This window comes from Mycobacterium paraffinicum, assembly GCF_001907675.1.
In the GTDB taxonomy this organism is placed as follows: Bacteria; Actinomycetota; Actinomycetes; order Mycobacteriales; family Mycobacteriaceae; genus Mycobacterium; species Mycobacterium paraffinicum_A.
The window spans coordinates 71,859-85,519 of sequence record NZ_MPNT01000019.1; the positions used below are offsets into that span (position 1 = coordinate 71,859).

At 66.7% G+C, this 13,661-nt stretch carries 11 protein-coding genes and 1 pseudogene; 4 read left to right on the forward strand and 8 right to left on the reverse strand.

Features of this window, described 5'->3' with window-relative positions; translation table 11 throughout:
• Positions 1-50: 50 nt before the first annotated feature.
• The 8 genes from BRW65_RS19835 to BRW65_RS32370 all read right to left on the reverse strand — a co-directional run bounded on the left by BRW65_RS19835 (position 51) and on the right by BRW65_RS32370 (position 9,009).
• Positions 51-521, reverse strand: coding sequence for a hypothetical protein (locus BRW65_RS19835; RefSeq protein ID WP_007172184.1), 471 nt, complete (start codon positions 519-521; stop codon positions 51-53).
• Positions 518-2,719, reverse strand: coding sequence for a hypothetical protein (locus BRW65_RS19840; RefSeq protein ID WP_007172185.1), 2,202 nt, complete (start codon positions 2,717-2,719; stop codon positions 518-520). The genes BRW65_RS19835 and BRW65_RS19840 overlap by 4 nt, the downstream gene beginning before the upstream one ends.
• Positions 2,716-4,440 carry a hypothetical protein gene (locus BRW65_RS19845; protein WP_007172186.1) on the reverse strand — a complete coding sequence of 575 codons (1,725 nt, stop codon included), beginning with the start codon at positions 4,438-4,440 and terminating at the stop codon, positions 2,716-2,718. Before BRW65_RS19845 ends, BRW65_RS19840 begins: the two co-directional genes overlap by 4 nt.
• Entirely contained in the window at positions 4,440-5,909 is a 1,470-nt protein-coding gene (locus BRW65_RS19850; RefSeq protein WP_162839945.1) for a tyrosine-type recombinase/integrase, read from the reverse strand. The genes BRW65_RS19845 and BRW65_RS19850 overlap by 1 nt, the downstream gene beginning before the upstream one ends.
• 89 nt (positions 5,910-5,998) lie before the next feature.
• Positions 5,999-6,628, reverse strand: a complete 630-nt coding sequence (locus tag BRW65_RS32365; protein WP_007172188.1) for a hypothetical protein — start codon at positions 6,626-6,628, stop codon at positions 5,999-6,001.
• The gene (locus tag BRW65_RS19860) at positions 6,625-7,848 is read right to left on the reverse strand and encodes a hypothetical protein (RefSeq protein ID WP_007172189.1); all 1,224 of its coding nucleotides are present in this window, start codon (positions 7,846-7,848) and stop codon (positions 6,625-6,627) included. The genes BRW65_RS32365 and BRW65_RS19860 overlap by 4 nt, the downstream gene beginning before the upstream one ends.
• Positions 7,845-8,777: a tyrosine-type recombinase/integrase gene (locus BRW65_RS19865; RefSeq protein WP_007172190.1), complete on the reverse strand. Its 933-nt coding sequence runs from the start codon at positions 8,775-8,777 to the stop codon at positions 7,845-7,847. Before BRW65_RS19865 ends, BRW65_RS19860 begins: the two co-directional genes overlap by 4 nt.
• Positions 8,746-9,009 (reverse strand): hypothetical protein, encoded by a 264-nt coding sequence (locus BRW65_RS32370; RefSeq protein WP_225325868.1) that lies wholly within the window; start codon positions 9,007-9,009, stop codon positions 8,746-8,748. The genes BRW65_RS19865 and BRW65_RS32370 overlap by 32 nt, the downstream gene beginning before the upstream one ends.
• A 150-nt stretch (positions 9,010-9,159) precedes the next feature.
• Between BRW65_RS32370 and BRW65_RS32375 the strand changes: the two are divergent.
• The 4 genes and pseudogenes from BRW65_RS32375 to BRW65_RS19885 all read left to right on the forward strand — a co-directional run.
• Positions 9,160-9,727 (forward strand): annotated as a pseudogene (locus BRW65_RS32375) (tyrosine-type recombinase/integrase); the annotation flags it as partial.
• Positions 9,687-10,796 (forward strand): tyrosine-type recombinase/integrase, encoded by a 1,110-nt coding sequence (locus tag BRW65_RS19875; protein WP_007172192.1) that lies wholly within the window; start codon positions 9,687-9,689, stop codon positions 10,794-10,796. The pseudogene BRW65_RS32375 and the gene BRW65_RS19875, both read left to right, overlap by 41 nt.
• The gene (locus BRW65_RS19880; protein ID WP_007172193.1) at positions 10,793-13,048 is read left to right on the forward strand and encodes a tyrosine-type recombinase/integrase; all 2,256 of its coding nucleotides are present in this window, start codon (positions 10,793-10,795) and stop codon (positions 13,046-13,048) included. The genes BRW65_RS19875 and BRW65_RS19880 overlap by 4 nt, the downstream gene beginning before the upstream one ends.
• On the forward strand, positions 13,038-13,478 hold the full coding sequence (locus BRW65_RS19885; RefSeq protein WP_007172194.1) for a DUF6262 family protein: 441 nt from the start codon (positions 13,038-13,040) through the stop codon (positions 13,476-13,478). Before BRW65_RS19880 ends, BRW65_RS19885 begins: the two co-directional genes overlap by 11 nt.
• The last annotated feature ends 183 nt before the right edge of the window (positions 13,479-13,661 follow it).

Sequence of the window (13,661 nt, forward strand, 5' to 3'; positions counted from 1 at the left end):
GTGTGGCGATAACGCGAAACCGATTGTGATGGACGTCACTGCCGGGTCGGTCAGCATGGTCCCATTACCCTCTGCTGGTATTTCGGGCGATTCGACGCGAGGCGGGTGATGCCTGCCGCCGGGTCGTTGGCCGTGCGGAGCCGAAGGATCTCGTCGTGCTGGGCAGCGATCCGGGCCAGGGCCTGGCTTCGGAAGTTGGTGAGCTCCTGGATTGTCGAGTTGACGTGGGCGAGGTTGTTTTTCAGCTTCTCGACCTCCGTCTTGAGGCGTTCGATCTGTGCGGTTTTCGGGTCCGGGGTTTCTCCGGCCTGCTGAAGCTGCTGGAGGCGGTGCTCGAATTCGGCGCGTAGGTGTGCGTAGGGCCGGGTGCCGTAGAAGGCGGTGCGGTCGACCCCGGCTGATAGTGCGAGGGTCTTGATATCGCAGTTGCCGCCGGGTGAGATCTCGCCGCGCAGAAGCCGGTCCATGGCGGCGCGGATGCGGTTCTCGTTGTGGATGCGTTGGGCGGCAGTGATTCTCATGCCTGTTCCTCGGGTGCGCTGGTTCCTGTGGCAGTGTCGATGCTGGTGATGACCTGGACGGCGCGGTCGTAGTCGGCCTGCAGACGAGCGCGTTCGGCGGTTCGGGTTTTGCCGAGTTGGCCGAGGAAGGTTTTGGTGCGTTCGGCGTGCTCGGCCCAGACGGGCCGGTGGTGCTGGTGGTGGGTGGCCTGCGGGCAGCGTGCGGAGTCACACATGCCGATCATCGGCCGGTCCGCGGTCAGGGTGCCTGCAAGTTTCAGGCAGAGCGCGCGGGAGGGGTCGGTGAACCAGCAGTAGTTCGCTGGGCCGAGGTGCAGCGCCGTGGCGCGTTTGGACAGCAGGTTGAGGATGTCGCGGTCGTTGCGCTGGATCTTCGGCGCCGCAGTGGCTTTGGTGTTCGGGTCGGTGTCGATGGTGGCGAAGAATTCGGTCAGGCTGCGGGCGCCGGGTCCGGCGGGCAGGATGCCTTGCTGGTAGTTGCGGAACTCGGCCAGCACGAGCTTGAGTATGTGGTCGGCCTCGAGCTTGTTGACCTCGGCCAGCAACTCTGCTTGAGCGCCGCCCGGTCGAGCCGCGTAGCCTTCCGTTGTCGCCGCGGCGATATGTTTGAGGTGCAGTTTTGCGGCGAGGACACCGCCAGGCCGGTAAGCCATCTCCAGGGCAACCGTTCTTCTGAGCATACGCAGTGCTACTGGTTCGTCGGGGATCGGGACGAGTCCGAGACGGGCTCCGGCCGGGGAATTCACCCAGGCGCGGAACCAGAGGTAGCGGACTCGGAAGCTGAACCGGGACAGCAGGAGAACACCGTCACGCGGGTCGTCGTGGAGCTGCTCGATGAGTTCGATCGCGCGGTGGACCGGTTCGATGACGACCCATTCGTCGTCGGTGCCGCCGAGGCCCTGACCTTTGATGATTTTGCTGGCGATGCGATAGCACTTCAGGCCGGAGATCGGTTCCTCGACCCGGCGGCAGCCGACCCGCAGTTCCATCAGCTCACTGGCCCGCATTCCGGACGCGCCAGCCAGGACAACGATCGCTGCGGTGCGGGCGATGCCGACCATGGCGACCGCTTCGGACCGGTGCACTGGCAGTGTCCAAGGCAGCAAGGTCGCACCATCGGCGGCCGGGACTTCGGCGGCGTTGCGGCCGAAGATCTTCTCGACTCCGACGGTGTTGAGGGTGTCGATCAGCGGTTTGCGCAGTGTGGGCATCCATTTCGCCCAGAACTGGACGTATCCGGCCTGCCGCGCCAGGGTCCCGGTGGAGACCGGCAGCAGCGGGTCGTTCGCGTCCCAGCCAGCCTTGAGTCTGCGGTTGACGTCGTGTTCTTCGAGCATCGGCAGCGGTGTGTCGGTCGCCCTGTGGTCGGCCAGCAGCATCGTGATGTCGCTGACCATCGCCGGGGAGCCGTGACGAAGCCCGGGGGCTCCGGTAGCCCAGACACGGTCGATCTTGCGGATCTGCTCGTTCAGCTCGACAACGTGCGGGCCGAGGATCTGCACCAGGTGCAGGGCCGCGGCCAGCATCGGCTGCAGCACTTCGGCAGGAACGGCAGGTGTCTTGTTTCCGTCGCGACCAGAAGGCATTTCGGCGACCGCGGATGCTGTTGCGCCGCCCCAGGGGCGCAGATCGGCCGGAACCCGGTCGGCGGTGAACAGGTCACGGTAGTCGACCAGATCGACGATCATCTGCGCGGCTGCGCGCCGGACGCCTGGGCTCTGCTCGCCAACGATGACGCCGTCGGGGTCGATCACGTAGCGTCGGAACGCCAGGTATTCCTCGCAGAGGTGGGTGTCGAGCTCGGTGAGGGCAGTGATGCCCCGCTGATCGAGCCAGCCGAAGAACTTGCCGGCCTCGTAGAGGCGGCTGTAGCAGCTGGTCAGATGCAGTGGGGTGCGGTAGGCGCGTGGCAGACGGACCACGGCATTGTGATTCGGGGCCAGCAGCGCCAGGATCAGCTCCTTGGCGACCAGCCGCCAGCGGGTGTCGGTGATGGTGGTGAAGTCGAATCGGCGTCGGTAAAGGGCCATTTGGACCGGGAGCCCGACCACGTCGGTGAAATCCCACAGGTCGTCGTCGAATACCGGTCGTGGCGTGCCGCCCGGCAGCGTGAGCCCGGCGTCGCGGCAGATGTCCGCGCCGGTGAACGGCGACCGTGGTTGAACGCCGGGTGCTGCGGTCGCGATTGTGCTCGTCATGCGGTGCGTTCCTCTGGGCGCAAGGGGATTTCGTCGTCGCTGTCGGTGACGCGTGCGGCTGCGACAGCGAGTTCGGCGGGGTCGAAGCGGTCGAGGATCTGGTCGATCCGGGCGGCGTAGGGGCCGAAGACGGTCATGAAGTGGGCGGCGGGCATCTGCTGCCACTGGCGCGAGAAGAATGCCTTGAGCCGCAGCAGGTTCACTGCGTGCCGCGGAGCGAACACCGCCAGCGGGCAGAGCAGGCAGACCCAGGGACGTGCCGGGCATGGTTTGCCTGCCGGCCCGTGTAACCCGGCCAGCTGATCGGCGCAGGCTGCGGTGAACACATCCCGCGCGCCACCGACCAGCTCGGCGAGCACGCCTTCGTCGAGCTTCATCACCGCCAGCAGCTGCGGGTAACCCTCGGCGAGCGCCGCCGCGTCTTCCTCGGTGATCACGGCCGGAGGGTGCGCGCGGCGGAGGATGTCGTGCTGGGCGTCGGCGATGATCGTCTCGACGGCGTGGCGTTGACCGGGAGTCGTCGCCGACAGGTAGTGGTCACCCTCGACCGCGGGCGTGTGGTTCGGGTCGATCGTGGCGCGCGCATTCCCGGTCCAGGACTTCTTGTCCCGCATCGCGTGATGGGTGGTGCGGATGCGGGACCGGTGCAGTTTCATCGGCTGACCGTCGTCGCCGACGATGCCATGGCGGCGCATCCACCGGCCAATCGCGGACCGGTTCACGTCATCGAGGCGGCGGGAGTAGCCGGGCTGGCTCATCCCCAACCACAGCGTGGTGCGCTCGTCCGGCGGCACGAAGCTGCGCAACAGCGCCGAGTGCGCCAGCCACTGCTCGAGCAACCGCACCGCCGGCCGCGGCAACGTCGCGCTCTCGGCGGCGGTGCGCCGTTTGATATAGGACAGCAGAACAGTCGAATCCCCGGCCCAGTCGATGTCCCCGATGTCCAAGTCGGCGATGCCGTCGGGGACGATGCCGGAATAGATCCCGAACAGCAGCCGGTAGGCGATCACGACCTCGAGATGCGGGAACATCGCCAGCGCAGCCTCGTGGAAGACAGCGATGACTCCTCGATGACGGAAAACGTTGATGGACATGCCAATTTCCTCAGCAGCTTCGCTGCTGCCAAGCGGGCCGAGTGTCGACAACAGCCAGCAGAAGTTCTGATGAGTCCACGCACCCGTGCCCGGATGCCGCCCTCCGGCGGCGGACGCCAGCGCGCGCCGATGTGCCGCGTAGGAGTCGTCGACCTGCTGTCGGCAGGCCATGGTCAGCCGCTGCCATGCGCCCTCGGAATAGGGCGGCAACGGGCGCCGATTGCGCTGAATGTTGAAGTGCCGCCCTGCGGCCAGCTCCAGCACCCCCTCGCCGAGACGGCCGCCGGATCGCGCATAACCTTCCACCAAGTACCGAGTCAGCGCCTCCAGCCAGTTCGGGCCCGCCATCCAGAACTGCGCCAGCTGTCCGCGCCGCAGATCGCCGACACCGCCGGTGAAACCCTGATCAGAAAGTGTTCGCACCATCCTGTGCAACCCACGCACGTACTGGTCGACGGTGCCAGCAGTATCGACGCTGCCGTGAGGATGGATCAGCTCCACCAACCCGGTGGCCAGATCACGCACCAACCCGGGGTTCGGCAACCCCGTGAGATCGAATGCAGCTCTGCTGCCGTCGCTGAACACGCAGGCCAAACGCAGCGGATCATCGAGCACCGTCGTCGGCATCACAGCTCCTCTTCGGTGTCGTCGTCGAACTCGGCGTCGGCTTCCCGCTGTGCGGCGGTATCCTCGGTGAGTCCCGCTGCGGCTCCGGCGGTTTCGTAGGCTTGCCGGTAAATCCGCGTCGTATCAAGACGTTTCAGGTATTTCTCGGTCGTCAGAACCGTGGAATGCCCGAGCAAATCGCGCAGCACCAGCAGCGGGTCGGCCTTGGTCAGGTAGAACACCAGCGCTGCGTCGGCGTCGGTGTCGCATACCAGCTTCGCTGCCTGTCGGTAATAGCCGGTCACCAGATATTCCAGCGTCTGCATCGAGAACGAGTGGCGGAGTCGGTGCGGGTGGACGTGCGGGAACCGTGGTTCGAACCGTGCGCGGATCCGGTCGGAGGTGCGTTCGAACACCGTCGCCCACGCCGTGAACGGGCCACCATCACCCTTCACCGCTAGCAGGCACGACCCGCCCTCGGGTGCCACCAGCCGCCGTCGCTCGGCCGGGGTGAGCGACTCCCAGGACCGGCGGACGCCGTTGATCCGGCCGCCACGGGCGTCCGGTTCGGTGACCTGCAGCGGTTCGCCCCGGCGTCGTGGTGGCCGCCAGGCCGATCCGTCGGTGACGGCAGCGCGGTCGAGCTGCAGGTAGTCGTGCAGCCCGGCCAAGGCGTCGTAGGAGATCCAGGTGGTTCTGAACTTGCGGCCCTTGGTGATTCCCGCAGGCACCGGAAACGGGATCGGGATCACCGTCGGCGCCGGCGGCAGAGCCGGGATTTCCCACGGCAGCAGATGTGTGAACTCGCCCAGCCGCAACCCGGTCGCCAGCGCGAGGTCCCCGATCGCGGCGTTGCGGGTCATCTCCCGGCCCGCGAACCCGGTGTCGCGGGTGCCATCCGGCGCCAAACCGCGCAACCCCTTCCGGAACAGGTCGGTGAAGTCCGGCTCCAAATACTTGATGGTCACATGCGGTTTCGGGGTGCGGCGCACCGCCAAGTTCACCCGGACATCGCGGCCGGTGCCGGCGAAGACCGCTCGCGCGGATCGGTAGGTGAACGGCTCCGCCTCGGCGTATCCCTCGTCCATCGCCCACCGGTAGAACAGCGACAGGATGCTCATGTGCTGCGCCCACGTGGTCGCCGCGAATCTCGCCCGGATTGCTCCGGCGGCGCGGTGCTCGGCGTATCGGCTCAGCCCTGCCTTGAGCCGGTCTCGCGAATCGAACAGGCCCACACCGTGTTCGGCGAGGAATTCCGTCCATTCCTTGACCGCCCGCGCGTAGTTCTCCCACGAACTCGGCGCCGGAGCCCCGCTGGCCGGAAGCAGCCGCAACCACCGATTGATCACCGTCGTCGGCCGCGGCACGGCCGGGCCGTCCTCGAACAGCAAGTCGTCATCGATCAGCACCGGCATCCCCTCTGGGATCACCGGCCGGTGCTCGACACCCCAGGACTGCCAGCCCTGCGACGAGAAAAAGCTCAAGATCACGACTGGAGACCATACAAACACCACACGGCCTCACCAAAGCAGAAACGCCGAGCACGCCCGGGCCTTTCAGGCCAATCGCAACACGGGAACTAAGCGGGGACAATGTGCCGGTAGGCGTAGGGCACGATCTTGGTCATGTCAAACTCGACTCCATCGCGGGTGCGCAGTGTCGGCAGGTCGGCCACCCAGTCGCGGTGGCGCGCCTGCAGGGTGGTTCTGCTGATTGCCTTGTGCCCGTCGGGATTTCGATAGGGCGTGGGCAGCAGCTTCAGCTTCGCGGCCAGGGTGTGGGGGAAGCGTTGACGGATTCGTTGTTGTTGGCCGGTGATCACCGCGGCGGTGGCCGTGCTGATCGGCAGCCGTCGGCCGAGCCGGTTGGCTTTGATGTTGTCGTAGACCAGTACGTCGCCGCCGTCTTTGTCGCGGGCCAGGCAATCCAGCGGCAGATTGAGGATGTCCTCGGGGCGGCGGCCGGTGTCGATGCCGATCTGGGTGGCGACCCTGACCTCGACGGGTTCGAGGGAGTCGAGGTTGGCGCACAGGACGGCCATGATCTCCGGTGGCAGGCATCGGCCGGGCTCGCCGCGTTCGGGGTCGGCGGGGATGTCGGCGCGTTCGATGGCGCAGTCGCCGGGCAACCCGGCCGCCGGCCGTCCGGTTCTCGTCAGCCCCAGGGATCGGATCCCGGCCAACACCTGCCGCATGTCACGGCAGATCATGTTGCGGCGGTAGCGACCGATCTGGCCGGTGAACTCCAGATGGCCGAGCCGGTTGAGGAATCCCTCCAAGTCGGTCCGGCCCAGCGCGGTCGGGTCAAGCCCGTGATCGGGTCGGCGATGCAAGTGCTCGGACAGCAGCCCGATGCTGTTGATCTTGCCGCGAACGCGAGAGGCGCCGCTGCCGCGGTGCTGGGGCAGTTGCTCGGCAGCCCACCGCTTCGCGGCCCCGGCCAGCCAGGGCTGGGTGATCTTGGTGAACGACAGCGTGCCGGGGTACCGAAGATCGCCAGATCCCAGCGGTCCTTATCCTGCTCGACACCCGGATCGGCCAACACGCGGCGGGCGTCGCGGGCGAACGAGGCCAGCACCGAGCGTGCACGCTTGCCGGGAGCCAGGCCCGGATCGCAGTCGTGGATCGAGCCGACCTGGTGGCGACGCAGCGTGTCGCAGACCGCTCGCAGCACAACGTCGGTGAGCCGCAAGCCATCCCTAACACGGGTCTGCAAGCCCGTCAGCACTTCCACAACTACCAGGGAAGGCAGCGCCCGCAGGTTGACCTGCCCCGGCTCGGCCACGCCCGATTCCCGGACCCGCCACCACTGTTCATCGAGTTCGGCATGCTCTTGCTGGTCCACGCTCCATCGCTGATAGTGGGTCGTGCAGTAGCCGATCGCGCCGTCGGCCGTGCGGGTGCACGCCGGCACCAGGCATGCCGGCAGCGGCGGCCTTGGCCGCACTCGCGGATCGCTCACGAACTGTTCCAGCGAGATCGGGATGCGCCTGCCCCGGAACTGTTGGGCGTGCGGTTCACACATCACCGCGTCCCGCACCGTCGGCGTGCACCGGCACTGCGGGACGGCGCAGCGTTCCGCGGGAACCGGTGCGGCGGGCAGGCTTTCGGCAGCGGCGATGTCCTCGACGCTCATGCCCATGCCGGTCAGCCTGGTGAAACATCGGTGGCAGATCTCGGGGGCGTCGTTGTGGACGGTTCCGACGCATCGTTCCACCCGGCACACCTTCCGGCCGAGCAGCCGATGCTGCGCGGGCAAGTACAGCACCCGGGTCACCGGATCCCATCCGGCCTCGTCAAGCAGTCCTTGGTCCAGCGCCCTGGCCAGGTGCGTGGCCGCGCCACTCAGGGCGGCCCCGTCCAACACATGCGCGAACTTGCAGGATTCCTCATCGCCCGGGATCGTCCTGGCCGACGTCACGGCGGTCACCGGCTCGCTCCGGTCTGTTCGCGGGGGCTGGGCACCGCGTCCACCGCGGCCCGCAGTCGAGATGCGTCCGGATGCAGGTAGATCTGGGACGAGGAGACAGCCGCGTGTCCGAGCAAATCAGCGACCACGTCGATACCGGCCCCGGCGTCGACGACGTTGCTGCCGTAGGCGTGTCGCAGCTGGTGCGGGCGGACCGGGGTGTCCAATCCGGCCCGGCGGGAGACCGCTGCCATCAGCTCGCCGATCGCGTCGGGCCGCATCGGCGCGCCGACGCGGCCGCGGAACAGGTTGACGAACACGAAATCACTACCCGCCGCGGCCGGAACTCGCATGCGCTCGAACTCGTAGACGTCGAATGCTTGCACGACAAGGAAATCCAGCGGCACCACCCGCTGTCGGCGCGATTTGGCCCACGCCCCGTTCGGGTTGTCGTCTCGGCGCACCACATGCAGATGCGCCCGAGCGACCTCGCATCCCAACCGGCGCGAATCCACCAGCAGGTGCACATCACTGCGCCGCAGCCCGCACACCTCGCCCCGACGCAGCCCGCCCCTGGCCATCAGCAGCACGATCAGCTTGTCCCGCGTGGACCGGCAGGCCCGCAGCAGCGCGACGATCTGCTCATCGCTGGCCCGATCGATCGTCGTTTCCGGTTCCCGCAACCGGTGCCGGGCCCGCATCCGCCATGCCAGGTGGCCATCGTCGTTGCGGGCTTCCGCCGGCAGGTCTCGGTCATCGGCCACCTCGTACAGCATCGACACCAAACCCGCCGAGCCGTTGCCGGTCGCGACCGCGTGCACCACCATCCCCCGCACCGCGGTGAGCACCCCGTTGATCCGCGATGGGCCCCGCGCCGGGGCGGCCCCCGGACCGGCCAACACCACTCCCGAAGCGACGTCATCGACGCCCGCTGGCCAGCGGTCCGGCATGGGCCAGCCACGTCATGAACAACGCGAACTGCTCGACACCGGCCTGCCAGGACCGGCCCGTCCTGGCGCACCAGCGCAGGAACAACGCGATCGCGTGTGCATACGCCTTCGTCGTGGATTCCGCGCCGTCGCGGCCGAACCGCTGATGCCGCAGATACTCATCGGCGATGCCGACTACCTGCAGATCCTCATCCAGCACCGTCCAATACCGTTGCCCGGACGGCAAACTCACCGGAAACGCTCGCATGGGCCCTCGCTTTCAAGTCGACAGTCAGAAACGACTACCAGCCACGAGCACCACACCCACGGAGAAACGCCGCACCGCCCACCAGATCACCCACTACGAGCGACGTCATGCAACAGGTCGCAGACCCCCGGAGAAGGCTTGCGGCGCCAAGAGGCGGTGGGGCTAGACCTGGTGGATCTGAGATCGAATCCAAAGCTACCGTCCTACGGGCGTTTTGGCGGCGTATTCGTCCGATTCGGAAAAGCGTCCCGCGGTAGTTCGCCGAAGCGACGCGTCGTGCTGACGGTGCCGGAAATGGACTGGATTGTCCAGGTTTTCGAGTCCTACCTGGAGGAGGTTCGTCCATGCTTTCGAGCGGGCCGGCATCCGGCGTTATGGGTCACCGAACGTTGCGGCCGTCTCTCCAGACGCGCCGCGAACGAGGCCTTTGTGGCTGCGCGTGACGCCGCGGGGTTGCCGCAGGAGCTGGACCTGCATTCGCTGCGCCAGACCCTACGTCACACACCTGACCGAATTCGATTACCCGGAGCGCTTCGTGCAAGTTCTCTCGAGCCCGCACAGGGGTGTCCACGACGTGCAACACGCACGTGGCGTTGGCGGCGATCTTCGTGGCGGAGGTGGTTATCTGCAGCGGTCCATCACGCAGATTCCACGGAGGTTTGATGCTTGTGCAACGGGTACTGATGCCCACTTCGTCGCTTGAATCCTGGACGGTCCTCGGCGACGGAGGCGGCTCGGTGGAGCCAATCGAGCGCTACCTGGCCTATCTGACCGACATCGAGCGGTCCCCGAACACGGTCAAGGCCTATGCGCACGACCTGAAGGACTGGTTCGTCTTCCTCGACGCTCGCAGCCTGAACTGGCGCGAGGTCCGATTGGAGGATCTCGGGGAGTTCGTGTCCTGGCTGCGGCTGCCGCCGGCTGGCCGGGCTGGCGCAGTGGTGCTGTTGCCCTCGGCTGAGCATCACTGCTCTGCGGGAACCGTCAACCGGAAGCTGGCGGCGATCAGCGGCCTCTACACGTTTCACGCCCGGCACGGAGTCGACCTCGGCGACTTGGTCACTGAACTGCACCCAGGTCGGCGCCGGCGCTCGGGATGGAAGCCGTTCCTCTACCACCTGAGCAGCGGCCAGCCGGAGCGGCGGCGCACGATCAAGCTCCGGACCCCGCGTCAGCATCCGACCATTCTGACCGCCGGTCAGGTGCAGGCGATCCTAGATGCCTGCATCCACCTGCGGGATCGCTTGTTGTGGGCGTTGTTGTGGGACACAGGGATTCGGATTGGTGAAGCGCTAGGTCTGCGTCACGAGGACGTGGCCGCTGCCGAGGGTGAGTTGACGGTCGCGCCGCGATCCAACGACAACAGGGCGCGCGCCAAGTCGGCGACACCGCGCACCATCCCGATCAGCCCGCAGCTCATCCGCCTCTACGCCGACTACCTGCACGACGAATACGGCGATCTGGACTCCGACTACGTGTTCGTCAACCTCTGGGGCGAACCGTTCGGGCACCCGTGGGGCTATCCCGCGGTCTACGACCTGGTGTTGCGGCTGCGCCGGAGCACCGGCATCGACTTCGATCCCCACTGGTATCGGCACACCTACGCCACGCGTTTGCTCCGCCAGAACACCCCGATCGAGGTCGTCAGCACGCTGCTGGGGCACTCCTCGATCGCGACCACGATGGACATTTACGGGCATCTGTCCGTCGAGGACGCCCGCCGGGCTCTGGAGGCGGCCGGCTTCCTGACCGGGCAGGAGGTGCAGTGGTGACCGCGGCAGTCCCGCCGCTACCGTCGGCTGCGGCTCCGGGCTTGCTGCGCAAGCTGGTGGCCGCGGTTCGACCGGAGTTCCGGGTGGACATCCTCGTTCCCGAGCGTGGTGCGCTGGTGTTCGACACCGCGCCGTGCCGGGTGCCGGGCTGCGTGCGCCAACCGCGCACCCGCGGGCTCTGCAAAGGCCACTACGTCGGTTGGCAGCAAGAAGGCCGCCCGGACATCGACGTGTTCGCCACGACTGCAGCACCGGAAGGGCTCGGGCGCAAAGAGCTCACGGTCTGCGCCGTCCAGGGCTGCCGGTACGGAGGTGCTCGCCGGGGTTTATGCCCACGCCACCAAGGGTTTTGGGAACGGTCCGGCATCGCCGACCGAGACGTATGGCTGGCTGCCGTTGCTCCGGTGGATGATCCCGATCATCCCGTCTGCGCGTTGTCCTATTGCACGCTATGGACGCAGGGACGGTCGCCGTTCTGCGTCAATCATCGGTCCCGATGGGCAGCGGTGGGATGTCCCGACATCGACGAGTTCATCGTGCTCTGCGAGTCCTATGGCGACGACCGGTTCGACTTCCGACCGTTCGGTGATCGCCGACAGCTCAAATTGGAGATGCAGTACGCGCTGCAGTGCCGGCACGATGAACGCCAGGTCAAGACTCCCGCTGCCGTCGCGCGTCCTGTCATCGCACTCACGGCCGCCAGTGGGGTGGCCTCGCTGCTGGACTGGCCGATGGCACGTTGGATCGAGTTCTTCGACGCCAACCACGCTGCGCAACACGGCCAGAACGGACAGCTGGCGTTTCTGCGTTACGCCTATCGCTGTCTGGAGGACCTGCACTGCGGCAGCGGGTGGGAGGCCGAGTTCCCGCGCGACGTGTGGGAGCTGCACCGGCTCGGCGTCGAGGGCCGCAAGCGGCTGCGCTTCGACGGCATTGCGCAACCGTGGCTGCGGGATCTGGCCAAGCGGTTCGCCCGCTGGCGGTTAAGCATCGGACGCAGCCCCAACCAGACCTACATCGACGTCCAGGCGGTGACGCGTTTGGCCGGCTTCTTGGCGTCCCCGCCGGTCGACATCACCAGCCTGGCCGGCATCAACCGCGCGGTATTGGAGCGCTACCTGGCCGACCTGTCCACCGACCCCCGGGCACTGCACTCCCGCAGCCGCGACATCAGCTCGCTCGGTGCGTTCCTCGACGCGATCCGCCGCCACGAGTGGGACCACGACCTGCCCGCGAGTGCCGCGTTCTATCCCGACGACTTCCCCAAACCCGCGAAACGCCTGCCCCGCGGGCTGGCCGAGCACATCATGGCCCAGGTCGAACAGCCCGCGAACCTCGACGGATGGAACAACCCCGAGAGTCGGCTGCTCACGATCATCCTGATGCGCTGCGGACTGCGCGTCGGTGACGCCACCAAGATCGCCTTCGACTGCGTCATCCGTGGCGGCGACGGAGCTCCCTATCTGCGCTACACCAACGGCAAGATGAAACGCGAAGCTCTCGTCCCGATCGACGAGGAAGTCGAGCAGGCCATCGCCGAGCAACAACAGCGGATCCTGCGCCGCTGGACCAACGGCAGCCCCTGGCTGTTCGCCGCTCCGAAGATGAACCCAGACGGCCGCCGGCCGCTGACTACGCCCTCCTACCGCGGCCAGCTACGGGACTGGCTGGCGCGCTGCGAGATCCGCGACGAGCACGGCCGTCCAGTGCATCTGACTCCGCACCAATGGCGGCACACCTTTGGAACACGGTTGATCAACCGGGACGTGCCGCAAGAAGTCGTACGGGTGTTACTCGATCACTCCAGCGGTGAGATGACAGCTCACTACGCCCGCCTTCACGACACCACCGTCCGCCGGCACTGGGAGTCCGCCCGCAAGGTCGATGCCAGGGGCCAAACCGTTGCGATCGACCCCGACGGCCCACTGGCCGAAGCGAACTGGGCCAAGCAACGGCTCGGGCGCGTGACCCAAGCATTGCCCAACGGCTTCTGCGGGCTGCCAGTTCAAAAGACCTGCCCGCATGCCAATGCTTGTCTGACATGTCCGATGTTCGTGACTACGCCCGAGTTCCTGCCGCAACACCACGAACACCGTCAGCAAGTCCTGCAGATCATCTCCGCTGCCGAGGCGCGCGGTCAGTTACGCCTCGTCGAGATGAACCAACAAGTCCTGGGAAACCTCGACACCATCATCACCACACTCGAAACCGACTCCGGTTCAGAGGAATTGGATTCTGCTGATGCGGGCTGACAACACCCGGCACCTCATCGTCGCCGCCCGACAACGCCACGAACTCACCCGAGCCAAGGCGATCCAGGCATTGAGGACCCTCGACGCCGAAGGGCGCCCGGTCACCTTCGAGGCCGTGGCTCAAGCAGCGGCGGTGTCTCGGTCCTGGCTCTACGCGCAATCCGACGTCCGAGCTGAGATCGAACGGCTTCGCGCTGCCCACCGTCGAGCACCCGCGACACCGGTCCCCGCGCGGCAACGAACCTCGGACGCCTCACTGCTACGCAGGCTCGAAGCCGCCAACCAGCGCAACCGGAAATTGGCCGAGGAGAACCGCACGCTCCGAGACCAACTCGCCCGAGCACTCGGCCAGCAGCGCACCGCATCCGAAACCACGTCAACCCGCACCCCCCGGAAACGTCTCAGCTCGATAACGATCGGTCCCTGCTGAAAGGCCTCCCCCATGACCCCACCTCAAACGTCGACGACAACGTCCACAACGAAACACCGCAGGTCAAAGCCCCGAATAGGCCAGCGGCTCAAGATAATTCAACACCAAGTCGGACATTCCTATGCGAGCACCACGTCGATCTATAGCCACGTCTGACGAGTACCGCAACCGTTTGCTCCGTGA